The organism is Paenibacillus sp. JDR-2 (assembly GCF_000023585.1).
In the GTDB taxonomy this organism is placed as follows: Bacteria; Bacillota; Bacilli; order Paenibacillales; family Paenibacillaceae; genus Pristimantibacillus.
Genome location: NC_012914.1, coordinates 3,191,110 through 3,213,660, shown reverse-complemented (window position 1 = coordinate 3,213,660; position 22,551 = coordinate 3,191,110). Strand labels below are relative to the sequence as shown.

Below are 22,551 nucleotides of genomic sequence, written 5' to 3'. Positions count from 1 at the left end.
GCAGTGCCTTATACCGCTTTATCCGTGAAATTATCCGTAAGCAGCTCTTGATGTCTTGATATCGCGATGTCCATAATTTTCCGATAGATGTCTACGGCATATTCTGGCCTCAAGCCGTATTGCTCGGAGAGCTCGACAATTTTCTTGAACTGCTGTTCTTCCCGCTTCGGATCTTGCGAATGAAGCTGATTTGCTGCTTTGTATTCCCCTACTGCCTCAGTAAAGATGAATCTTTGTGCCAATAATGCAACAATCTGTTGGTCCGTCTTATCAATGGCCGATCGCAGTCCTTCTAATACTGTCATGTGCACCCTCCGTAGTCTGATGTCGCGTAGACGCTTTATAGCAGTAAAGCAAACAATATATATTGAAGATAACATACAGTTGTACAGTCTGTAAACGAAAAATACCATCCATTCCTGAACAATTCAGAAATAAATGGTATTTTCGTTCGGATTAATGACCCATCATCATGGGAGCTTCTACTACAGAGCCTTCATCGCCTTCCGCTCTGACCGGTTTGCGAAGGAATAAGCCCAATAATACGCCTGCAATGGCAATGCCAACCACAACAAGGAAAGTTTCACCGTAGGAATGATATAAAGCGTCAATTTCCGGAGCCTTGCCAGGTACCGTCGCATCTTTAATCTTTGTAGTCAGATAAGTACTCAGTCCCGCGATTGCGAAAGACGTCATCACCTGCTGAGCCGCGGAAGTGAGCGAAGTAACGCGGCCAACCAGGCTTGGCGGAGATGCTTGAATCAAGTACGTATTCATCGGCATCATGGACAATCCCATCCCGACGCCAAACAGACCGGAAGTGATCAGGATAAGCGATAAGCCGTCATCCGCTGAAATATTCGATAACAGGAACGAAGCCACTCCAACAATGCTAAGCCCCGTAACAAGCAACGGTCTTGCGCCAATCCGGTCGAACAGCCTGCCTCCAATCGGCATGAAGACGGCGGAAGCGATCGCTTGAGGCAGCATGATCAACCCGGATTCCGTTGCCGTATGACCCTGAACTTGAATGAGGAGCATCGGAATGAGGAAGAACGTTCCCATAAGCGCAATCTGCGTAAACCACTGGACAATAATCCCCTTGCTGAAATCTCTGGAGCGGAATACGCGAAGCTCCAGAAGCGGCTGCTTGCTGCGCAGCTCTACAAACACAAAGATAATCAGCGAGGCCGCGCCTACGATAAGACCGGTTAAGGTCTGAGCCGAAGTCCAGCTTGTTCCCCCTTCGCTCACCCCGTACGATAAAGCCGCAAATGCGAGCGGTCCAAAAATAATGCCCGGAACGTCCAGCGACTTTACTTCCTGGCGTTCAATGTTAGGCAAGGTACGCATGCCTGCAATAATCCCGATGATGCCAAGAGGGATATTAATAAGGAAGATCCAATGCCAGGTAGCGTAATCGATTAATGCGCCGGCTACAACCGGACCTAATGCTGGTGCGATCAGAACCGGAATTCCCAGCATCCCCATTACCGAGCCAACCTTCTCGGGCGGACTAAGCTTATAAATAATGGCGAAGGCAATCGGCATAACCATACCGCCGCCAAGACCTTGAATAATCCGGAAAAGAATCAGCATTTCGATATTGCCCGCAAAAGCGCAAAGCAAGGAACCAAACGTAAACATCCCCACTGACACGAGGAAAATCCGCTTTGCCCCAAACCGGTCGGACAGCCAGCCTGCCAGCGGAATCACCGCGGCTTGCGCAAGCGCATAACCCGTTGTCGTCCATTGAACGACGGACAAGTCCTTGCCGAACTCCTTCATGAAGCCGCTTAACGCGACATTCATCGCTGTTCCGTCCAGAATAACCATAAATAATCCAACAATAACGGCAATAAGCGGCGCGATGATCGATCGGATCGTAAACGTACTCGCGTCCGGTACGGATTGAATATTTGATTTCGTCATTTGAATCCTCCATTCTCGACTTCTTACATTTTGGATTATAGCGATAAAATGACCATCGGTCAACATTATTTTATACCATTGGTCATTTTATTTTTTCCTTGTTATATCGGATATTATAGCGAATTATAACAGATCAACATGGACAAACTTAATTATTACATCACAATTATTGTACCATCGGTCATTAAAAGTTTGGACCCATAACTGCCGTGGATATGCTATACTGTAGGCAATAAACGGAGGATGATGGCTGTGAACCGAGAAGAGAAAAAACTCGAGACCAAAAACCGGATACTTGAAGCGGCGATGTGCCTGTTTGCCGAGCAAGGCTTTGAATCCACCACCGTCGCTCAAATTACGGAAGCTGCCGGCGTTGCCAAAGGCACTTTCTTTAACTATTTCAAAACCAAAGAGGATGTCCGAGGCAAGCTGAACAAGCTGGTGGCCATTGATGAGATCGTGAACCTAAAGGATAAGCCAGGACCTTATGCGCCCCGCTTCCTCGCACTCGTCAAGACGCTTGGCGATGCCATGGCCGAGAACCACAGCATGCTTCTCCTGTCGATTCAGGGCATGCTCGCGAATAACCAGAATATCGAGGAAAGCAAAGATGGATTCTGTCTGGTGATGGACAATCTAGTTCCCGTGTTTGAGAAAGGCCAACAGTCCGGTGAATTCACAACAACGATTCCTGCTCAGACGATGGCCTGCATCGCTACGCAAATCTATTTGGGTACGATGCTTAACTGGGTCATGGGGATTTCGAAGGAAGGCTTTGGAGACCAGCTGCTGATCTCCTTCCAGGTGTTTTTCGAAGGGATTCTAAAGAAATAACAGGCAAACCAAAAAACCGTGCCATAGGCACGGTTTTTTCTTATATCGGATTAACTTCTTAACCGGGATGCGAACAGCTTGATAAAGACAAGTCCAATACAAGCTCCAAGCGTGTTCAGTATTATATCGTCAACATCGAAGCTTCCAACTTTGGTTACGAGCTGAATGGATTCTACGAGGAACAGAAGAATGATTATGGCCGCAAGACTTCTGGCTGCCTGGAACAACCTGCGGCTAAGCAGCGGAAAGCAGACACCGAGCGGAATAAACAAGACGATATTTCCGAATAGGTTTTTCACCCAGGTATCGGTATTATAAGCATGCCGATGATAGATCAACGATTTGATCGTATGAAACGGGACGATGTTGTAATTATAGACTGACCATCTATAGCTGCTGTCGCGGATAAAGAGCAGCTTGATCATTATGAGACTATACAGGATAAACAAGATAAGTATGAAAACATGCACAGGCCTCGATAGACGCCTGTTTGATTCGACCTTTTGCATACGGCATGTCCCTCCTTTCAGTACGCCAAAAGAGCAGCGGTTGCCCGCTGCTCTCTTCTTTATTTGCGGAAGGCTAATCCCTTCTCGGCAAGCGCTTGGCGAAGCAGTACGATTGCGGTTGGCCCGACGCCATGGAGCGCAAGCACCTCGGCTTCGGTCAGCCCGGCAAACTGCTCAAGCTTCAAATAACCCGCATGGGTAAAAGCGCGCATGGCGGGCTTGCTTAGCTTGGCCGGAAGGTCGCTAACTTGATCCATCGTATTCGCTCCTTTGCTTTATACCGCCGCTTCCACCTTATCTTCCTGTTTCACGGTCTTCTTTCTTGGACCGGAGAAGTTAAGAAGCAGGAAACCTGCTACAAAGATTAGTGTGCCAATAATGATATAGCTGGTAATCGGATCCCGGAAGAAAATGTACGCCCACAAAATCGAGAATAACACGGAACTATTGCCAACAATCGCTACTACGGCGAACGGCACCCGCTTCATCGCTTCCGCGAACCAGAAGAAACTGAGTCCGGTAATAACTCCTAAGCAGACAAGTGCCAGCCATGCCCCGGCCGTCGACACTCCCGTAAATCCTTCGCTTTGGAACGGAATAGGAATCGACACCATCAGCGTAGCAATCAGGAAGACGGAGAAGTTCATATTGCCGTTATCCATTGTCGTAACAAGCATGCGCTGGCTCATGACATGAACCGCCGCGCCAATCCCCGCTAGAGTAAACAAGATGGTTGTTAAACCGCTGCTTTCCATCAGCTTATCAAGCGGAACGCCATTCCAACCAACAACGATAACGCCGACCACGCATAATGCCGCTGAGATCCACCCCGCCCTCGACACCTTTTCCTTGAAGACGAAGCTGCCCGCTAGCAGCAGAACCACGGTCTGCACGGGCTGCACGAGAATATTGCCATAAGAGTAACCGATCATAAGCGCGATGTTCTCGAAAATATAGTTGGCGGATTTGCCCGCCGCCCCGAACCAGAGCCATTTCATCCGGTAGCGGAATTCAATCTTCCCGTCTTTCATAAGCAGATAAATCCCAAGGACAAGAACGCCAAAGAAGAACCGGCAGAAGGAGATGATGGAGCTGTCGACCATCGTAGAAGCTGTTTTAACAAGAACGCCTACAAAGCTCCATGCCAAAGTTGCCAAGAATAGAAACAGATAACTCACAAGCCGCCGCACCTTCTCATGTCTATAAGTAAATTCCATTAAGTAAGCGTTTAAAGTATACTCCTCGCTTAGGAAAGCTGTCTATAATAAAAGTTACTTTTCAGCAATCAAATATGGCCATGCGAATGCCTTCTGTCCGCAAAAAAACGGCCCTTATCCCGCGGATAAGGGCCGTTCTCCATTATTTCTCCAGCTGCTCGCGCCAGAAATATTTCGGCTGCCAGCCAAGCAGCGTTTTTGCTTTGCCGCTGTTCAGCAGCGATTCAAAGCCTTCAAGCGGCGCCCGGAAATCGGTGACTTCCGGATAACGGGCCGCCATCAGCTCCCGGCTCGTGATGTCCATGCTGGACTCATCGTTTGCGAGATTAATGGCTACGGAACCAAGCCCCTCCGCTTTTATTGCAAGCTCACAGGCTTCCGCTACGTCACGCGTATCGATATAGCTCCACAGGATGCGTTCCCGCTCCTCCGGTTTATGGATAAACGACGGAAATCGTTCGTACCATTCCGGCGGAATGACGTTCCCGAGGCGCAGCGATACGACCTGCATGCCGGTACGGCGGTGGAACATATCGGCTGTTGCTTCGTTAACGATTTTGGACAATCCGTAGCTATCCTGAGGAAGCTGCGGGTGAGCCTCATCCATCGGTACGTATTGCGGACCAAACGGATGCTCCGCAAAGCAGATGCCGTACGAGGATTCGCTGGACGCGATAACAACCTTTTTGATGCCAAGGCCAGCGGCTGCTTCCAACACGTTGTAGGTAGACATCACATTGTTACGGAAGGTGACCTCGGGCGGGACCATGCCAGCTCTCGGAATAGCCGCCATATGTACGACTGCATCCGCACCTGCCAGCGCTCCATAGGTCTGACCCAGATCCTCCAGATTTACAATCAGCGTTGGGCAGATTGCTTCGTCCGGCTGACGCGTATCTACATTAAGCACCTCATACCCTTGGTCCACGAAATGCTTAACGATCCATCGTCCAAGCATCCCGCTTCCGCCGGTAACTACAACTTTAGCCATCTAGGATGTCTCCTTCTCTTACTTCAGAATGGTTTCGATTTGTTCCAGTACGTCTTCGCTTAATGCAATACCCGAAGCTTTGGCATTCTCGGTCACTTGATCCGGACGGCTTGCGCCAACAAGCGCGCTTGCTACGTTTGGTTGACGGAGAATCCAGGCCAGCGCCAGGTTGCCGACGCTGATGCCAAGCTCTGCCGCAATGGCTTCCAGCTGACGGACCTTGTTGATTTTCTCTTCCGTAATGCCTTTGCCCATCCAATCGATCTTAGCCGCGCGGCTGTCCGCAGGGAAATCGGTTGTGGAGGTGTATTTGCCGGTCAGCAAGCCTTGCGCCAGCGGCGAGAAGACAACCTGGCCGATGCCGGAGCGTTCGCTAAGCGGAATGATTTCCTTCTCGATATAACGCTCAAACATATTATAGATCGGTTGGTTAACCACAATACGGTCCAGCAGGTAGCGGTCCGCTACGCCAAGCGCTTCAGCGATTTGCGAAGCCTGCCATTCGCTTACGCCGACATACAGCACTTTGCCGGAACGAACCAGATCATCGATCGCGCGAAGCGTTTCTTGCAGCGGAGTCTCCGCATCATGACGGTGGCAGTAGTAAATATCGATGTAATCATGGCCAAGACGCTTCAAGCTTGCGTTAGCCTGCTCAATCACATGCTTGCGGGACAAGCCGCGATCGTTGGGTCCGTCGCCCATCGGCCAGAATACTTTTGTCGCCAGAACATAGGATTCGCGCGGATACGCTTTCAGCGCTTCGCCAACCAGTTCTTCCGCTCCGCCGCGCTCGTACACATTTGCCGTATCGAAAAAGTTAATTCCCAAATCATAAGCCGTGCGAATCGCGTTAACCGCATTCTCGCGTTCCACGTAACCGCCATATGTAAGCCAGCTGCCTAAGCTGATTTCACTAACCTTCAGACCTGTACCGCCAAGTTTCCGATATTTCATCGTATTGCTCCTCCATTCGTTTACTAAAAATTTTTATTCCAAACACAAACGGCTGTTCTCCTGCCAACCTTATTCTAAATGACATCTACCGGGCTGAAAAGAACTGAAATGTTTTTCATTAGATTGGTTCGAGGTTACCTACTATACTTGGATATACCTTGATATTCATCCTGTTAAACAGGGTGAAACGGCAATGACAGCTTGGAATTACAGAAAAAAACGGCCGCCCTCAGGCGACCGTTTTCAAACTCGATTATTCGAATTCAACGTTGTGATACACTTGTTGAACGTCTTCCAAATCTTCAAGCGCGTCAATCAGCTTCTCGAAGGAAGCTACCGCATCTTCGGGAAGAGTAACGAAGTTTTGCGCAAGCATCGTTACTTCAGCAACTACGAACTCCGTAATTCCAGCAGTCTTGAATGCTTCTTGTACAGCGTTAAATTGATCCGGAGCAGCATAGACCATGATCGTCTCGTCTTCTTCCGCGATATCGTTGACGTCAACGTCTGCTTCCAGCATAATTTCCATTACGTCATCAAGCGATTTGCCTTCGACGCCGATTACGGCGGTCTGGTCGAACATATAAGATACCGATCCGCTTACGCCCATGTTGCCGCCGGCTTTGTTGAAAGCCGAACGCACTTCCGGAGCCGTGCGATTCACGTTGTTCGTCAGGGCATCTACAATGATCATAGAGCCTGCAGGACCAAAACCTTCATAACGGAGCTCGAAATATTGTTCGTCCGAGCCGCCTTTTGCTTTATCGATCGCGCGATCGATAATCGCCTTCGGTACGTTATAAGTCTTCGCACGTTCAAGAACGAACTTCAGTGCGCCGTTAGATTCCGGGTTAGGCTCGCCTTTCTTCGCTGCTACATAAATTTCAAGACCGAATTTCGCATAAATGCGGCTTGTGTTAGCGTCTTTCGAAGCTTTTTTCTCTTTAATGTTATTCCACTTACGACCCATGCTGCACCACTTTCTTCATTTTTCTATATGCCTATTATAACGGCTTTTCCTTGTATTGGACAACTCCTAATCCGATTGCGGTGCAGAAAGGCAAGATTGTTATCGTCTTACTTGGAGCTTTTGAAGTCTTAAAGCATTCAGGACAACGGATACCGAGCTTAATGCCATAGCCGCTCCGGCTACCCAAGGCGCAAGCAGGCCAATTGCCGCAATCGGAATGCCAAGCGTGTTGTAGCCAAGCGCCCAGAACAGATTCTGTTTAATATTCCGCATCGTCATCCGGCTGATGTAGATCGCATCCGGAATGCTCTCGAGATCGCCGCGCATCAAGGTGACGTCAGCCGCTTCCATCGCCACATCGGTCCCTGTGCCTATCGCCATGCCGATATTGGCTGACGCCAGCGCAGGAGCATCGTTAATCCCGTCGCCAACCATGGCAACGATATGGCCTTGCTGCTGCAGCTTTTTCACTTCCGCCGCCTTGCCTTCCGGCAGAACTTCAGCAAGTACATGATCAATTCCAGCTTGTGCGGCAATCGCTAATGCGGTACGTTCATTGTCTCCCGTAACCATGATGACCTTGATTCCAAGCTCTTTGAGCCGCACTACCGCGGATACCGAACTCTCCTTAATTGTATCCGCGGCGGCTATTATTCCGGCGTATTGCTCATTAATGGCAACCAGCATTGCGGTCTTGCCCGCTTCCTCGAGTCTGTTCATGACCGGATAAACGTCCTCCGCGTGAACACCGTTTTCCTCGAGCAGCCTGCGGGTTCCGATTAATACCGATTTGCCTTCCACGACGGCCCGGATTCCAAAGCCTGGCAAAGCTTCAAACGACTCGGCGGAAGCAAAAGATATACCCCTCTCCCGTATACCGTCAGCTATCGCCACGGCGAGCGGATGCTCGGAGAGCTGCTCCGCTCCGCCAACCAGACGCAAAAATTCAGCTTCATCCCTGTCATCTGCAACATTGATGTCCGTTAACGATGGTTTGCCGTTTGTTACCGTTCCTGTTTTATCGAGAATAATCGCATCCACCTTGTGGGTCTGTTCAAGATGCTCGCCGCCTTTGAACAAAATGCCTAACTCCGCCGCGCGGCCGGAACCCGCCATAATCGAGGTAGGAGTCGCAAGACCAAGCGCGCAGGGACAGGCAATAACCAGGATCGCAATTGCGGTCTCAAGTGCCGAGGTTAAATCTCCCGGCTTGATAAAGATCAGCCACACCAGGAATGCAGCAACCGCTATTCCCGTTACGATCGGAACGAAAATACCGGAAATAACGTCTGCAACCCGTTGAATCTGCGCTTTGGAGCCCTGCGCTTCCTCCACTACCCGGATAATCTGGGCAAGAGCCGTGTCCGCTCCTACCTTTGTTGCTTGGACTTTCAATACGCCGTTACCGTTAATGGTTGCTCCGATTACAGCATCGCCTGCGCTTTTCTCTACCGGCAGGCTCTCACCCGTCAGCATGGCTTCATCAACAGCCGAAGCGCCTTCGAGCACCAGACCGTCAACCGGAATCTTCTCGCCCGGCCGAACCATGACGACATCCCCTTTGATCACTTGTTCAACGGGAATAATCATTTCTTGACCGTCTCTTACGACAGTAGCCGTCTTCGCTCTCAGGCCCATAAGCGATTTAATCGCTTCCGAGGTGCGCCCTTTGGCTAAAGTTTCGAACAGTTTACCAAGCAATACCAAGGTGATCAGAATCGCACTTGTCTCAAAATACAGCTCTGGCGCATGATGCATCGATGAGCCTTCCGCTTCCCATTTGACGGTTGCATACAAACTGTAGAAATAAGCAGCCGATGTTCCGAGCGCGATAAGCACATCCATATTGGCGCCGCCGTTGCGGAGAGCTTTATACGCGCTGACATAGAAGGAACGGCCAATGTAGAACTGTACGGGCGTTGCCAGAATAAGCTGGAACCACGGGTTCATAAACAGCTCCGGTACATACAACCAGGAAGTAAACGAGAAATGTCCAACCATGCTCCAAATAAGCGGGAGCGATAATAAGGCAGAAATCACGAGCTTTCTGATTTGTCCTTGTCTTTCGGAATTCTTCTTCACAACGGCACTTTCCACGCGTTCGGCGGCAGCATAACCTAGCTGCTCGACCTTGCGCTCTATATCCTGGGCGGAAACTTCACTCGGCGCATACTCGACGCGGGCTGTTTCCATCGCAAAGTTAACCGTTGCGGAAGCAACGCCGGGAAGTTTATTCAACCCTTTCTCTATGCGGTTCGCACATGCGGCACAAGTCATTCCGGTTATATCAAAGGTGGTCTGGTCGTGATCATTTGATTGCACGGGAGGCATACGCAACACATCCATTTCCTGTTATCATTGATTGGCTCCAGTATACCCCCCACCCGTATATATGTCAATCATTAAAAATACCTACTGGGGGTATACTTCGTCATTCAGGCTGATGACCCCCGTTTCAATGATTTGCGCATAAACGCCAAAATTCAGACCCATTTCTTCGTTCACCTTTTTGAGGATAGACACGTCGCGCGCATAGGTGTCCGGATCAAGGGTAATCAACGAGCATCGGTCGCATGGCTCAACCACCTGCAGTTTTGCATTTCCGATATTCAGCTGTTTCCCAATCCACCCGTATTCATCGCCGCTGTAATCATCAGACAACGAGACCAGCAGATTCGCCCGGAATCTCCGGTGATCAACCGGACGTCCCAGCATTTGCTCAAGCAGGTTCAGCGACCGGTCTGTAATGATCAATAGACTGCGAGCATCGACGCCAAGCAGCTCATCGCTTGGCTTATAGCGTCTCAGCTGCATCGTCCGCCTGGAATGCGGCTGGAGATACGCCAGCAGTTCTTCATCCCAGCCGAAGCTTTGTCCTTCCGGTCCTGTAACGGCAAGAGGCGGAAAATCGTCGTCCACTGGACGGCCGGCATCCTTAAACGTTGCCTGCAATCCAAGCATCATGGGCACTTCCCGTGCCGTTATGTACTGGTCCCAGCCTTCCTTCGTTTCGTCCACAAACGCATGGCTCCGGTCTCCGTATAGTCCGTACGCTTCAATAACCGCCTTGGACATATCGTTTCCTGCCAAAGACTTGACCGGATATTGAGTGATCCCCTTCACCTTGCCGATACTTTGCCCTGCCATACCGCTTCCTCCTTGAAAGAATCTCCTGTTAAACATAAAAATCCTGCCCGACAACAAGCTGTCAGGCAGGATCAGTTCTTACTATTATGCACAATTCATTAGAATACTTTCGTTGTCCACTCTTCGCAGTTCCACGTTTCGGTAACGACTTGCTTGTAGAATTCAGGTTCGTGAGAGATAAGGATGATGCTGCCTTTGTACGCTTTCAGCGCACGGGCCAGCTCGTCCTTTGCGTCAACGTCCAAGTGGTTCGTCGGCTCGTCAAGCACAAGCACGTTCGTCTCGCGGTTGATCAGCTTGCAGAGGCGTACCTTTGCTTTCTCGCCGCCGCTGAGCACGGCGATTTTGCTCTCGATATGCTTGGTCGTCAGACCGCATTTCGCGAGTGCCGCACGCACTTCGAACTGCGAATAAGACGGGAACTCATTCCAGATCTCATCGATGCACGTATTGTTGTTCGACTCTTTCATCTCCTGCTGGAAGTAGCCAATGCTAAGAATATCGCCACGCTGGACAGTGCCTTTCACTGCCGGGATTTCGCCCAGAATACTGCGCAGCAGGGTTGTCTTACCGATACCGTTCGCGCCAACAAGGGCAATCTTCTGACCACGCTCCATCCGGAGATTAAGCGGTCTCGAGAGCGGCGAATCGTAGCCGATGACAAGATCCTTCGTTTCGAAGATCAGCTTGCTGGATGCTCTTGCGTCCATGAAGTTGAATTGCGGCTTCGGCTTCTCCTTCGCCAGCTCAATAACTTCCATCTTATCGAGTTTCTTCTGTCTGGACATCGCCATGTTGCGCGTCGCAACGCTGGCTTTATTACGGGCCACAAAATCCTTCAGCTCGGAAATTTCCTGCTGTTGGCGCTTGAATGCCGATTCCAGCTGCTGCTTCTTCATTTCATGAACTTCCAGGAAATGATCGTAGTCGCCTACATAACGGGTAAGCTCTTGATTCTCCATGTGGTAGATCAGGTTAATGACACTGTTCAGGAACGGAATATCATGAGAGATAAGAATGAAGGCATTCTCATACTCCTGCAAGTAACGCTTCAACCATTCAATGTGCTGTTCGTCCAGATAGTTGGTAGGCTCGTCGAGGAGCAGAATATCCGGCTTCTCAAGCAGCAGCTTGGCCAGCAATACTTTCGTGCGCTGGCCTCCGCTGAGGTCGTGAACGTCCTTGTCGAGGCCGACATCGGTCAGGCCAAGACCACGCGCGGTTTCATCGATTTTTGCATCGATGAGATAGAAATCCTGATTCGTCAACGTATCTTGAATCGTGCCGACATCCTCAAGGAGCTTCTCCAGCTCTTCCGGCGATACGTCGCCCATACGGCCGTACATATCGTTCATCTCTTGTTCCATGTCAAACAAATATTGGAAGGCGCCTTTAAGAACATCGCGCATCGTAAGTCCTTTGCTCAGAACGGCGTGCTGATCGAGATAACCAACGCGCATCCGTTTGGACCATTCCACCTTGCCGTCATCCGGCTGGAGCTTGCCGGTAATAATGTTCATAAACGTGGATTTGCCTTCGCCGTTTGCGCCGATCAGACCGATATGCTCCCCTTTGAGCAGACGGAACGATACGTCGTTAAAAATCGCGCGGTCGCCAAATCCATGGCTTAATCTTTCAACGTTTAATATACTCATGAATGCACCTTTTCTTTTTAATCTTTTTTCCTCGTTATATTATAAGCGTTAGAGGCCTCATAACTCAATGAAGGATGTCAAGAAAAGATGAAAAAAGCGGCCTTTTGAAAGGCCGCGCCGTTAAATGACGAACAAATCGACAAATTGATCCACTTTTGTGTGCTCCAAAGCCTCCTGATCCTGGCAAAGAGCGGCGATCCGACCGGCTTGCTTCGCCGGGAAACGCGTCTTCAGATTCTCTTCGAATTTGCTCACCAATAAAGGAATGCCTTCCTCTCTTCTTCTCCGGTGGCCGATTGGGTACTCCACCTCCACTTTACCGGTTGAAGAACCATCCGCGAAAAACACTTGAATGGCGTTGGCGATGGAACGTTTGTCGGCATCCAGATATTCTTCGGAATACCTCTGATCCTGGGTCGTGCGCATTTTATCCCGCAGCTGATCGATCCGGGGATCGGAAGCCGCCGCATCCTCATAATGATCCGCCGTAAGTCCGCCGTGCAGCAGGCCTATCGCAACCATATATTGCAGGCAGTGATCGCGGTCCGCCGGATTATGGAGCGGTCCCCGCTTGTCGATAATGCGGATCGCCGACTCGTGGGTAGTAAGCTCGATCGCAGCAATATCATCAATCCGGTCTTTCACAAGCGGATGCAGCCGAATGGCCGCTTCAACGGCAGTCTGTCCGTGAAATTCCGCCGGAAACGAAATTTTGAACAAGATATGTTCCATGACATAGGAATCAAACGGCCTCGCCTGAACCACAGGCTTCCCTTTAAACAGGACATCCTGGAATCCCCAAGCCGGAGCGCTCAGCGCAGACGGATAGCCCATCTCGCCGCGAAGCGCCATCATGGAGAGCCATACGGCCCGGCTTGTGGCGTCTCCGGCGGCCCATGATTTTCTCGAGCCCGTATTCGGCGCGTGGCGGTACGTCCGGAGAGCATGGCCGTCAAGCCAAGCATGCGAGACGGCATTCACGATCTCGTTCTTGCTGCCTCCAAGAAGCTGAGCAACGACGGCGGTAGAGGCGATTTTGACAAGGAGCACATGATCGAGTCCTACCCGGTTAAAGCTGTTCTCAAGCGCGAGGATTCCCTGAATCTCATGCGCTTTAATCATCGCCGTCAGCACATCGCGAATGGTGAGCGGGGTTTTGCCTTCGGCTCGGTTCTTGCGGCTGATATAATCGGCGGCAGCGAGAATGCCGCCCAGATTGTCGGAGGGATGACCCCATTCGGCGGCAAGCCACGTATCGTTGTAATCGAGCCAACGGATCAGGCAGCCGATCTGGAAGGCGGCCGTGACCGGGTCCGTTACGGTTGAAGTACCCGGCACCCGCGCGCCGTTTGGCACCACGGTTCCCGGCACAAGCGGACTAAGAAGCTTGGCGCATTCCGGATAACGGAGCGCCAGCAGTCCGCAGCCAAGCGTATCCATCAGGCATAGCCTTGCGGTATTGTAAGCTTCTTCGCTGGCCAGCTCCTTATGAAGAACGTATTCCGCAATATCGACCAGCAGCGGATCGGGATCGGGGCGGTTCGTACTAAACGTTACAGACATTTCTGTCGTGCTCCTCCCTGACGGTCATCTTTCAACTAGCGCTGATCGAGCGGCAGCCACTCTTGCGGATCAGGTCCGATATAATCGGCGCTTGGACGGATAATCCGGTTCCCTGCCCGCTGCTCCATAACATGCGCCGACCATCCCGTGAGGCGGGACAACACAAAGACAGGGGTAAATAACGGTGTAGGAATCCCCAAATGATAATAGGCCGAGGCGCTGTAGAAATCCAGATTGGGGAACAGCTTTTTTTCCCGGCGCATTACCTGTTCGATTCTCTCGGAGATCTCGTACAGTTTCCGGTCTCCGGCCTGTTCGGACAGGGCAAGAGACCACTCCTTAATCACATCGGAACGGGGATCCGAGACCGAATAGACGCGGTGGCCAAATCCCATGATCAGCTGCTTTTGCCGGAGAGCCTCCAGAATGCCCGCCTCCGCATCATCCGGATTGCCGTAACGCTCAATGAGTTCCATGGCCGCCTCGTTGGCACCGCCGTGCAGAGGTCCGCGCAGCGTGCCCACCCCGGTAGCAATCGCCGAATAAAAATCGGATAGCGTTGAAGCCGTAACTCTTGCAGCAAACGTCGAGGCGTTGAATTCGTGCTCCGCGTATAGCGTTAGAGAAACATCAAGCGCTTTGGCATGCTGCACCCCAGGCTCCGTCTGATGCAGCAGCTGCAGAAAATGCGAAGCGGTATCCCCGCCGCTGCCAGCTGTATCAATCCGCTTGCCGCTATTCTGATAGTGATACCAGTACAGCAGAATCGAAGACGTGCAGCCAATCAACCGGACCGCAATATCCAAGGCGGAACGCCCTTCCTCCTCCGGCTCGAACGAGGCAAGGGCAGAATAACCGGTTCGGAGCACATCCATCGGATGGGCACTGCCAGGCAGCAGCTCGAGTATGCTGATCAAGGCAGGCGGCAGCTCCCGGCTGGCAGTCAGCTGCTTCCGAAACTGGCCAAGCTGTTCGGCATCCGGAAGCCATCCGTACAAAAGTAAATACGCAGTCTCCTCAAAGGCTGCGAATCGGGCTAAATCGTAGATGGAATAACCGCGGTACGATAAACCCTTCCCTTCCTTGCCGACAGTCGAGATTCGAGTCTGCCCGGCTATAACAGCCGCAAGGCCACCTTGCTTTGGTTCCGGCATTTACCCCTCTCCCTTCTCCTCCTTCAGCTCCATTCCAAACAACGCATCAAGTTTATGTTCATAATCATAATAGTGCAGAAAATCATACAGCTCCGCTCGCGTCTGCATCAGATCTACTACCTTCTGCTGCGAACCTTCTTCGCGAATCGTACGGTAGACGCGCAGCGCCGCCGCGTTCATGGCCCGAAACGCCGATAAAGGGTACAGCGCAAGGCTGACTCCCGCATCCCGGAGCTGTTCCACTGTGAAAAGCGGCGTTTTCCCGAATTCCGTTATATTCGCCAGAATAGGTACCTGCACGGCCTCGGCAAACCTTTTATATTCGTCAAGACTGCTAACCGCTTCGGGAAAAAGCATATCCGCTCCCGCTTCCACATACCTGCCAGAGCGTTCAATCGCAGCCTCAATCCCTTCCGAGGCCAAAGCATCCGTCCTTGCCATAATAACAAAGCTGCCGTCGGTCTTGGCATCTACCGCGGCTTTGATCCGGTCGACCATCTCATCCGTTCGCACCATTGCCTTGTTCGGTCGGTGTCCGCATCTTTTCTCCGACACCTGATCCTCGATATGGACAGCCGCCACGCCGGCTCTCTGCATCTCCTTAATTGTTCTGGCGATCTGAAAGGCACTGCCGAAGCCGGTATCGATATCGACTAACAGAGGCAGCTCCGATACATTCGTAATCCGGCGGATATCCTCAAGCACGTCCTGAAGCGTGGTGATTCCCAGGTCAGGAAGACCAAAGGAAGCATTAGCGACTCCCGCACCGGATAAATACAGCGCGCGGAAGCCAACCTGCTCCGCCATCATGGCAGCATACGCGTTAATCGCTCCCGCCACTTGAAGGGGCTGCTCCGCCTGAATGGCGTCCCGAAGCTTAAGTCCGGGGCTACTTCTCATAAAAGTCACCTTCATTTCATCAATCCGCCGCTGATCACAAGGCGGTGAATTTCATTGGTACCCTCGTAAATTTGCGTCACTTTCGCATCTCTGAACAACCGTTCGGCGGGATGCTCCTTGGATAGTCCCTCTTCGCCCAACAGCCGGACGGCAGCCCCGGTTACGGCAACTGCCGTATCGGAAGCAAACATCTTGGCCATTGACGATTCCTTCGTGCATGGTCTGCCCTCCTGACGAAGCGAAGCGGCACGGTAGACTAACAGCCTGGCTGCCGCCGTTCTGGCCAGAAGCTCCGCTAGCTCGGTATCACGGGAAGTATAGGGATAACCCTTTGGCGGACCAAACCGATCGCGGAGGAGCTCAATCGAGGCTTCGGCAATGCCAAGCGCTTGCGCGGCTATGCCGATCCGGCCGCCGTCAAGCGAGCCTTTGGCAATCGCGAATCCTTCGCCTTCCCGTCCCAGCCGGTACTCCGCGGGAATACGCAGCTGTTCGAAATGAAGCTCGCAGGTATTGGAACCGTGAAGACCCATTTTCCGCTCCGGCTTCCCGATATGAAGCCCCTCCATATCCCCCGGCACGATAAATGCGGTAATGCCGCCGGCACGCTTCGTCCCGTCCGTAACGGCAAACACGACATATACCCCAGCAGCTCCAGCGTTAGTGATAAACAGCTTGGAGCCGTTTAGTTCATAATGGTCGCCTTTCCGCTCGGCTGATGTCCGTATAGCAGCAGCATCCGAACCGGCATGCGGTTCCGTTAAGGCAAAGGCTCCGATCCACTCGCCCGAAGCCAGCTTTCTGACGAATTGCTCTCGCTGCTCCTCCGTGCCGTAATTCAGAATAGGAAGCGTGCATACGGAAGTGTGGACGGATAAAATAACGCCAACCGCAGCGCTAACCCTCGACACTTCGTTAATCGCGATAATATAAGAGATAAAATCCGATCCGGCCCCGCCCCAATGCTTGGAAACGGGAATTCCCATCCAATCCCGCTCCGCCATGCTTCGGATGATTTCCGCAGGAAACCGCTCCTCGGATTCCATCCGGGGCACGGCTGATGCTATTTCCCGAGCGGCAAACTGCCGAATAGCCTGCCTAATGTCTTGCTGCTCCTTCGTAAACCGGAGTTCCATGGACAATCGCTCCTTTCGGGTGCGATTCTATTCGTAGCTGTAAAAGCCCTTCCCGGTTTTCTTCCCTAGCCAACCGGCCGATACATAGTTGCGCAGCAGCGGGCACGGCCGGTATTTCGAATCGCCAAACCCCTCATGCAGCGTCTCCATAATGTACAAGCAAGTATCCAGTCCGATAAAGTCCGCGAGAGCAAGCGGGCCCATCGGATGGTTCATTCCTAGCTTCATAATTTGGTCTACCGCTTCGGGCGATGCCACGCCTTCATAGACGGCATAGATCGCCTCGTTAATCATCGGCATCAGAATCCGGTTCGAGATAAAGCCCGGATAATCCTCAACGCGGACGGCCGTCTTCCCAAGCGATTCGGCAAAGGCAACCGTCGTTGTCAGCGTATCCGTCGAAGTGGCCAGACCCCGAATCACTTCCACAAGCGTCATAACCGGAACCGGATTCATAAAATGCATGCCAATCACTTGCGAGGGACGTTTCGTCACACCCGCAATAGCCGTTATCGACAGCGAAGAGGTATTTGTGGCAAGAATGGCATGCGTCGGGCATATCCGGTCCAATTCCTTGAAGAGCTTCTGTTTTAGCGCAAGCTGTTCAGGGATGGCTTCAATGACAAAATCAGATACCCGGCAGGCTTCCAGAGTAATAACCGGCGTCAGCTTCTGCATGGCGGCTTCCTGCTGCTCCTTCGTCAGCCGTCCTTTTTTGACGATTCGCTCCAGGGAGCTTCCAATCGCGTACATTCCCCGCTCAACCGCCGCTTCGGTAATATCGTAAAGCGCGGTCTCATATCCGCATTGCGCCAGAGTCTGGGCAATGCCGGCTCCCATTTGCCCGGCTCCCAGCACGGTGACCTGGCGGATCTGCTGTACCTGCTCCATCCCCTTCACCTCGTTCTCGTTCAAGCATCCATTCAAGCATTAACCTCAAGCAAAATCGCGTCGCCTTGCGCTCCGCCGCTGCAAATCGCGGCAATCCCTAACCCGCCGCCCCGACGCTTCAGTTCATGAATCAGCGTCAACACAATGCGGGCGCCGCTCGCTCCAATCGGATGCCCCAGCGCGATCGCTCCGCCGTTGACGTTTACTTTTTCGTGATCCCAGCCAAGCATTTGTCCGCTGATCAGCACAACCGAAGCGAAAGCTTCGTTCACTTCAAAAAGATCAATCTTCTCAAGCGGTACTCCCGTCTGCTTCAGAAGCTTACGGATCGCAAGCGCCGGGACGGTTGCCAAATACGCAGCTTCCGCGCCTGCCGAAGCATGGCCAAGTATGGTCGCAAGCGGCTTGACACCAAGACGAGCGGCTTCTACCGTAGACATGACCGTCACCGCAGCGGCGCCGTCATTCACGCCGGGAGCATTGCCGGCCGTAATCGTCCCGGTCCGGTCGAAAGCAGGCTTTAATTTGGCAAGCTTTGCCGCATCCGTATCCGGACGAGGACACTCGTCAACATGATGCTGCGTACCGTCATCCAGAATGACGGGAACGATCTCCTCGGCAAAGCGGCCGCTCTGTTGTGCAGCTACCGCGCGCAAGTGGCTTCGAAGGGCCCAATCGTCCTGCTCTTGACGTCCGATATTGAACTCGTCTGCCACACGGTTGCCAAGCGAGCCCATCGGCACCTGATGGAACGCGCAAAATAAACCGTCATGATTCATTAGATCAACAAGTGCCGCATTGCCCATTCTAGCGCCCCATCTCGCCGCTGGAACGGCGTATGGGGTGCGGCTCATGCTTTCCATGCCGCCTGCAACAACGATCTCGGCATCGCCGGAACGAATCATTTGATCGGCCATCGTGATGGCACGCATGCCTGATGCGCAAACCTTGTTTATCGTCTCCGACGGTATTTCCCAGCTTAGACCCGCCAGCCTTGCCGCTTGCCTGGACGGAATCTGGCCGGCTCCCGCCTGAAGCACCATGCCCATAATGACGCCATCCACCTGACCGGGTGAAATGCCGGATCTTTGAATGGCGCCATCAATCGCAGAAGCTCCTAGCTGAACGGCTGGTACGGATTTGAACTGGCCGCCAAACTTGCCAAATGCTGTTCTTGCTCCCGCAACGATAACCGACTGACGATTTGACATGTCGTCAGTTCCTCCTATTCCGCCTCCAGGCTTAAAATAGCCGAATACGAATGGTCCAAGGAGGCTTCCAGCGTTTTGGCATCCCGCAAATAACGTTCAACGCGGTATTCGCGCATATAACCGTATCCGCCAAAAACCTGTACCGCCTCAATGGCCGTCGCTACCGCGTGTTTTATTCCGTAAAGCTTTGCCATAGCCGCCTTCGCGCTGCCTGACAAACCTTTATCTATTGACCAGGCAGCATCGTAGACAAGCCACCTTGATGCCTCCACATTTGCCGCCATATCCGCCAGCTTAAACGCAATGCCTTGCTGGCGTCCGATAGGTTTGCCGAATTGCGTCCGTTCCTTCGCATAGGCTAACGCGGCATCCAATGCCCCCTGAGCAATTCCCGTAGCTTGAGCAGCCGCGCCAATATCCCGCATAACATTAATACCATTAAATATATCTCTTGCGCCTGCTCCCGAATTTTCTTTAACTGCATTAAACAAAGAGCAATTAACGGATTGAAAACGAAGCTCCGCGTTTGGCATTCCCCTCAAACCCAGCTTACTTTCCGAGGGCTCACAGGCAATGCCGGGGCTGTCGCCTGAAACAACACCTATCGAGAGCCCTCCGGTCTGGTGCTTAATCAGCCCTACATAATCATCCGCTATGCCAGCCAGTTCGACGGACGAAAGAGATCCGTCAAGTTTATAGATGTCTTTGCCCAGCCTTTTTCCCCTTAAAGTTGGATGCGAATAAACAATGGTTCCAAGCCTATTCCCTGTAGTTAACGGCATTAACTTTGTCTCGCGCAAGTTATCGCTTCCATGCTTGGCAAGCACCCATGCCGCTGCTGTATGAGCCTCAAGCACAGCCGAGGTTGAAGCACATACCCTTGCCAGTTCTTCCAAGACGATCGTGTAGACGAGTACATCGCTGCCCGCTCCGCCCCACTCCTCGGCAATCGGAATCCCCGTTAAGCCCATCGCCGCCATGTTGTCGAACAAGCTGCGGTCAAACCGCTCAAGCTCATCTCTGTCAACTGCCCCCGGGGCAAGCTCGCTTTCTGCAAAATCCCTCACCGCAACACGTGTCAGCTCATATTCCTCTTCCAGCTGAAACCGCACTCCCCCTCCCCCTTTCTGCAAAAAGGACAACCTATTCGACGGATTCCGCGCCAATATCAATATATGAAGGAGCCTAACGCTAACATGCCGTGCGCAATAAAAAACCACAGCCTATAAGGCTGCGGTGCACAAAGTTAGTGTTCGACGTTTTGACCGCTGCCTATAAGGCTGCGGTGCACAAAGTTAGTGTTCAACGTTTTGACCGCTGCCTATAAGGCTGCGGTGCACAAAGTTAGTGTTCAACGGCTACGGTTGCTTCACTCCCGTATAGATATGAATGGCATCCCTCAAGAAAGCGGCTACTCCGGGCTGATCGGTATCGTAGTAAGCGGTGAACCGTTCATCATCCACATACATTTGGGACAAACCGGCATGAGCCTCCTTCGAGTACTCCTTCCAATAAAACATCAGCCAGCGTTTGTGCAGCTCTGCCGTTTTCCGAGCCAGCTCGCCCGCGGGATCACCGGTTTTGAATGCTTCAGCCAAGGTTGCTTTGATCTCTTCCCCTAGGCTGGTTACTTCATCGTACTGCTCCTGCGTCATATTGCTCAGCTTCGCGTTGGACGCGTTAACGGAATCGTCGCCGTATTTCTCCCGGATCTCCATGCCGTATTTCTTCTCATTCTCATCAATCAGCTTCTGCTTGAAGCCTTCGAATTTTTGTTTGTCAGACATATTTATTCTCCCTTCCGCGTGCTCAATAGATTGCTCGACATTCCGGATAAGGACATCCAGCTGCCGCCTTCTGTCGAGAAGCTGCTCGCGGTGCTCCTTCAGCGCATTCGACTTATCGAAAGCCGGATCTTGAATGATTTGCCTGATTTGCTCAAGGCCCAAGCCAAGCTCCCGGAAAAATAAAATCTGCTGCAGCAGATCCACCTCCGCCTGCCCGTAAATCCGGTACCCGGATTTACGGACTCTTGCCGGCTTTAACAATCCAAGTTCATCGTAATACCGCAAGGTTCTTGTGCTTACACCCGCGAGCTGTCCCAGCTTCTGTACGGTATATTCCATTTCTGCTCACCTCCCGACAACCTCACTCTACACCTTGACGCAACGTCAAAGTCAACGGCAGTTTTCTTTTTTTCTTAGCATTTTATTTCCTCCATTATACAATGCATGAATTAGCCAAAGCCCGTTCAATCTAGAAGGGTTGGAGGTGAGAGTATATGACAGGACGCAACAATAAGCCCGACAATGACGGACCGGCGGCAAGCCCTTCGCGCCTTGACCAATTCGGCGATAAGCTTGCCGACAATTCCGGATCGGTTCCGAAGAAGAACAGCAGCAACAATACTTGCAAATAATGAAAAAGGACTGCCGGTAACGGCAGCCCTTCCTGCTCATGACTTAGTCGCGGCCGACTCCACGGCTGCTTCCGCCATATAAAGTTCCTTCATAATCGATTCTATCGGAATAGCCTCAATCGCCATGTCCACAATGCCATAAACCTCGTTGAATTCCCGGATAAAACGCTTCAAAGACAATACGCTCGTATCAATCTCCAGCTCAAGCTCTAAAGGACCTTTCCGTTCCGTAACCGTTATCCCCTGGATACGAATATCCGGAACAACGGTTTCCGTCATCAGACGGACCGACTTCTTCTCCCCTAGCCTGCTTCTTAATACGCCAAGCGAATCATCCACCACAATCTCGCCATGGTTAATAACAATAACCCGCTCCGCGAGCATCTCGACATCCTCCAGGTCATGCGTCGTTAATATGAATGTTACTCCTTGTCGGTTCATGCTTCGGATAAAATGACGGATATTCTCCTTCGCAATCATATCCAGCCCAATCGTGGGCTCGTCGAGAAACACGATTTCCGGCCGATGCAGCATCGCCATAATAAACTCGCATTTCATTCGCTCGCCTAACGAGAGCTGGCGGGTGGGCTTTCTGATGATGTCGCCAACATCAAGCAGCTCGGTGAGCTCATTTAACGTTGACTGGTACTGCCGCTCCGGAACGCCGTAAATCGCTTTGTTCATATAAAAGGCATCGACGGGAGGAATATCCCAGAGCAGCTGCGACTTCTGTCCAAAAACGGCGCCGATACGGCCGACATACTGTCTTCTCTGCTTCCACGGAACAAGCCCCAACGCCTTAACTTCACCCGAGGTCGGATGAAGGACGCCCGTCAGGATCTTGAGCGTCGTTGACTTCCCGGCTCCGTTGGGACCAAGGAAAGCCAGCATTTCCCCTTGCTGGACGGTAAAAGTCAAATCATGAACGGCCTTGATTTCCTTCATCGGCCGTTTGATCAAATTACGCGTCACTTCGCGGAGCGTATGGCCGCGTTCATGGGTCATATACGTTTTCGTCAGATTTCTCACTTCGATCATGCTAACACTTCTCCCCTTCGTCTTTCG

Annotated in this window: 22 protein-coding genes; 2 read left to right on the top strand and 20 right to left on the bottom strand. The window is 51.9% G+C overall.

Features of this window, described 5'->3' with window-relative positions; all coding sequences use genetic code 11:
• Positions 1-8: 8 nt before the first annotated feature.
• Together PJDR2_RS14110 and PJDR2_RS14105 are read right to left on the bottom strand one after the other, a co-directional pair.
• Positions 9-305: a chorismate mutase gene (locus PJDR2_RS14110; RefSeq protein ID WP_015844380.1), complete on the bottom strand. Its 297-nt coding sequence runs from the start codon at positions 303-305 to the stop codon at positions 9-11.
• A 151-nt stretch (positions 306-456) separates the two neighbouring features.
• Entirely contained in the window at positions 457-1,932 is a 1,476-nt protein-coding gene (locus PJDR2_RS14105) for an MDR family MFS transporter (RefSeq protein ID WP_015844379.1), read from the bottom strand.
• Between the two features lie 252 nt (positions 1,933-2,184).
• Between PJDR2_RS14105 and PJDR2_RS31935 the strand changes: the two genes are divergently transcribed.
• Complete coding sequence (locus tag PJDR2_RS31935; protein ID WP_015844378.1) at positions 2,185-2,766, top strand: TetR/AcrR family transcriptional regulator; 582 nt, start codon at positions 2,185-2,187, stop codon at positions 2,764-2,766.
• Positions 2,767-2,816: 50 nt separating this feature from the next.
• Here PJDR2_RS31935 and PJDR2_RS14095 read toward each other — a convergent pair whose 3' ends face one another.
• The 17 genes from PJDR2_RS14095 to PJDR2_RS14015 all read right to left on the bottom strand — a co-directional run bounded on the left by PJDR2_RS14095 (position 2,817) and on the right by PJDR2_RS14015 (position 21,193).
• Entirely contained in the window at positions 2,817-3,275 is a 459-nt protein-coding gene (locus PJDR2_RS14095) for a VanZ family protein (protein WP_015844377.1), read from the bottom strand.
• Between the two features lie 59 nt (positions 3,276-3,334).
• Positions 3,335-3,532, bottom strand: coding sequence for a DNA-binding protein (locus PJDR2_RS14090; protein ID WP_015844376.1), 198 nt, complete (start codon positions 3,530-3,532; stop codon positions 3,335-3,337).
• Positions 3,533-3,550: 18 nt separating this feature from the next.
• Positions 3,551-4,453 (bottom strand): DMT family transporter, encoded by a 903-nt coding sequence (locus tag PJDR2_RS14085; RefSeq protein ID WP_015844375.1) that lies wholly within the window; start codon positions 4,451-4,453, stop codon positions 3,551-3,553.
• Between the two features lie 181 nt (positions 4,454-4,634).
• Complete coding sequence (locus tag PJDR2_RS14080) at positions 4,635-5,483, bottom strand: NAD-dependent epimerase/dehydratase family protein (RefSeq protein WP_015844374.1); 849 nt, start codon at positions 5,481-5,483, stop codon at positions 4,635-4,637.
• Between the two features lie 18 nt (positions 5,484-5,501).
• A complete protein-coding gene (locus tag PJDR2_RS14075) occupies positions 5,502-6,440 on the bottom strand; it encodes an aldo/keto reductase family protein (protein ID WP_015844373.1) in 939 nt (312 codons plus the stop codon).
• 253 nt (positions 6,441-6,693) lie between these two features.
• Positions 6,694-7,410, bottom strand: a complete 717-nt coding sequence (locus PJDR2_RS14070) for a YebC/PmpR family DNA-binding transcriptional regulator (RefSeq protein WP_015844372.1) — start codon at positions 7,408-7,410, stop codon at positions 6,694-6,696.
• Positions 7,411-7,509: 99 nt separating this feature from the next.
• A complete protein-coding gene (locus PJDR2_RS14065) occupies positions 7,510-9,741 on the bottom strand; it encodes a heavy metal translocating P-type ATPase (RefSeq protein ID WP_190276197.1) in 2,232 nt (743 codons plus the stop codon).
• Positions 9,742-9,822: 81 nt separating this feature from the next.
• Positions 9,823-10,557 (bottom strand): MOSC domain-containing protein, encoded by a 735-nt coding sequence (locus PJDR2_RS14060; RefSeq protein ID WP_015844370.1) that lies wholly within the window; start codon positions 10,555-10,557, stop codon positions 9,823-9,825.
• A gap of 98 nt (positions 10,558-10,655) precedes the next feature.
• The gene (locus PJDR2_RS14055; RefSeq protein ID WP_015844369.1) at positions 10,656-12,212 is read right to left on the bottom strand and encodes an ABC-F family ATP-binding cassette domain-containing protein; all 1,557 of its coding nucleotides are present in this window, start codon (positions 12,210-12,212) and stop codon (positions 10,656-10,658) included.
• A 120-nt stretch (positions 12,213-12,332) separates the two neighbouring features.
• Positions 12,333-13,775, bottom strand: a complete 1,443-nt coding sequence (locus PJDR2_RS14050; RefSeq protein WP_015844368.1) for a bifunctional 2-methylcitrate dehydratase/aconitate hydratase — start codon at positions 13,773-13,775, stop codon at positions 12,333-12,335.
• 35 nt (positions 13,776-13,810) lie between these two features.
• Positions 13,811-14,929, bottom strand: coding sequence for a citrate synthase/methylcitrate synthase (locus tag PJDR2_RS14045; protein WP_015844367.1), 1,119 nt, complete (start codon positions 14,927-14,929; stop codon positions 13,811-13,813).
• Positions 14,930-15,829, bottom strand: coding sequence for a methylisocitrate lyase (prpB, locus tag PJDR2_RS14040; RefSeq protein ID WP_041614284.1), 900 nt, complete (start codon positions 15,827-15,829; stop codon positions 14,930-14,932).
• A gap of 11 nt (positions 15,830-15,840) precedes the next feature.
• Positions 15,841-16,965, bottom strand: a complete 1,125-nt coding sequence (locus tag PJDR2_RS14035) for an acyl-CoA dehydrogenase family protein (RefSeq protein WP_015844365.1) — start codon at positions 16,963-16,965, stop codon at positions 15,841-15,843.
• Between the two features lie 27 nt (positions 16,966-16,992).
• Positions 16,993-17,856 (bottom strand): 3-hydroxybutyryl-CoA dehydrogenase, encoded by an 864-nt coding sequence (locus PJDR2_RS14030; RefSeq protein ID WP_041614283.1) that lies wholly within the window; start codon positions 17,854-17,856, stop codon positions 16,993-16,995.
• A 32-nt stretch (positions 17,857-17,888) separates the two neighbouring features.
• Positions 17,889-19,067, bottom strand: a complete 1,179-nt coding sequence (locus tag PJDR2_RS14025) for an acetyl-CoA C-acetyltransferase (RefSeq protein WP_015844363.1) — start codon at positions 19,065-19,067, stop codon at positions 17,889-17,891.
• A gap of 14 nt (positions 19,068-19,081) precedes the next feature.
• On the bottom strand, positions 19,082-20,179 hold the full coding sequence (locus PJDR2_RS14020; protein ID WP_015844362.1) for an acyl-CoA dehydrogenase family protein: 1,098 nt from the start codon (positions 20,177-20,179) through the stop codon (positions 19,082-19,084).
• 246 nt (positions 20,180-20,425) lie between these two features.
• Positions 20,426-21,193 carry a MerR family transcriptional regulator gene (locus PJDR2_RS14015; RefSeq protein WP_015844361.1) on the bottom strand — a complete coding sequence of 256 codons (768 nt, stop codon included), beginning with the start codon at positions 21,191-21,193 and terminating at the stop codon, positions 20,426-20,428.
• Positions 21,194-21,348: 155 nt separating this feature from the next.
• On the opposite strand from PJDR2_RS14015, the gene PJDR2_RS33185 reads away from it, so the two are divergent.
• Entirely contained in the window at positions 21,349-21,486 is a 138-nt protein-coding gene (locus tag PJDR2_RS33185) for a hypothetical protein (protein ID WP_015844360.1), read from the top strand.
• A 36-nt stretch (positions 21,487-21,522) separates the two neighbouring features.
• Here PJDR2_RS33185 and PJDR2_RS14010 read toward each other — a convergent pair whose 3' ends face one another.
• On the bottom strand, positions 21,523-22,524 hold the full coding sequence (locus tag PJDR2_RS14010; RefSeq protein ID WP_015844359.1) for an ABC transporter ATP-binding protein: 1,002 nt from the start codon (positions 22,522-22,524) through the stop codon (positions 21,523-21,525).
• Between the last annotated feature and the right edge of the window lie 27 nt (positions 22,525-22,551).

What these genes read in the sequence shown, in the direction of transcription:
- PJDR2_RS14110 (WP_015844380.1), bottom strand. Translation starts at nt 305, where the DNA reads ATGACAGTATTAGAAGGACTGCGATCGGCCATTGATAAGACGGACCAA.
- PJDR2_RS14105 (WP_015844379.1), bottom strand. Translation starts at nt 1,932, where the DNA reads ATGACGAAATCAAATATTCAATCCGTACCGGACGCGAGTACGTTTACG.
- PJDR2_RS14095 (WP_015844377.1), bottom strand. Translation starts at nt 3,275, where the DNA reads ATGCAAAAGGTCGAATCAAACAGGCGTCTATCGAGGCCTGTGCATGTT.
- PJDR2_RS14090 (WP_015844376.1), bottom strand. Translation starts at nt 3,532, where the DNA reads ATGGATCAAGTTAGCGACCTTCCGGCCAAGCTAAGCAAGCCCGCCATG.
- PJDR2_RS14080 (WP_015844374.1), bottom strand. Translation starts at nt 5,483, where the DNA reads ATGGCTAAAGTTGTAGTTACCGGCGGAAGCGGGATGCTTGGACGATGG.
- PJDR2_RS14075 (WP_015844373.1), bottom strand. Translation starts at nt 6,440, where the DNA reads ATGAAATATCGGAAACTTGGCGGTACAGGTCTGAAGGTTAGTGAAATC.
- PJDR2_RS14070 (WP_015844372.1), bottom strand. Translation starts at nt 7,410, where the DNA reads ATGGGTCGTAAGTGGAATAACATTAAAGAGAAAAAAGCTTCGAAAGAC.
- PJDR2_RS14065 (WP_190276197.1), bottom strand. Translation starts at nt 9,741, where the DNA reads ATGCCTCCCGTGCAATCAAATGATCACGACCAGACCACCTTTGATATA.
- PJDR2_RS14060 (WP_015844370.1), bottom strand. Translation starts at nt 10,557, where the DNA reads ATGGCAGGGCAAAGTATCGGCAAGGTGAAGGGGATCACTCAATATCCG.
- PJDR2_RS14055 (WP_015844369.1), bottom strand. Translation starts at nt 12,212, where the DNA reads ATGAGTATATTAAACGTTGAAAGATTAAGCCATGGATTTGGCGACCGC.
- PJDR2_RS14050 (WP_015844368.1), bottom strand. Translation starts at nt 13,775, where the DNA reads ATGTCTGTAACGTTTAGTACGAACCGCCCCGATCCCGATCCGCTGCTG.
- PJDR2_RS14045 (WP_015844367.1), bottom strand. Translation starts at nt 14,929, where the DNA reads ATGCCGGAACCAAAGCAAGGTGGCCTTGCGGCTGTTATAGCCGGGCAG.
- prpB (WP_041614284.1), bottom strand. Translation starts at nt 15,829, where the DNA reads ATGAGAAGTAGCCCCGGACTTAAGCTTCGGGACGCCATTCAGGCGGAG.
- PJDR2_RS14035 (WP_015844365.1), bottom strand. Translation starts at nt 16,965, where the DNA reads ATGGAACTCCGGTTTACGAAGGAGCAGCAAGACATTAGGCAGGCTATT.
- PJDR2_RS14030 (WP_041614283.1), bottom strand. Translation starts at nt 17,856, where the DNA reads ATGGAGCAGGTACAGCAGATCCGCCAGGTCACCGTGCTGGGAGCCGGG.
- PJDR2_RS14025 (WP_015844363.1), bottom strand. Translation starts at nt 19,067, where the DNA reads ATGTCAAATCGTCAGTCGGTTATCGTTGCGGGAGCAAGAACAGCATTT.
- PJDR2_RS14015 (WP_015844361.1), bottom strand. Translation starts at nt 21,193, where the DNA reads ATGGAATATACCGTACAGAAGCTGGGACAGCTCGCGGGTGTAAGCACA.
- PJDR2_RS33185 (WP_015844360.1), top strand. Translation starts at nt 21,349, where the DNA reads ATGACAGGACGCAACAATAAGCCCGACAATGACGGACCGGCGGCAAGC.
- PJDR2_RS14010 (WP_015844359.1), bottom strand. Translation starts at nt 22,524, where the DNA reads ATGATCGAAGTGAGAAATCTGACGAAAACGTATATGACCCATGAACGC.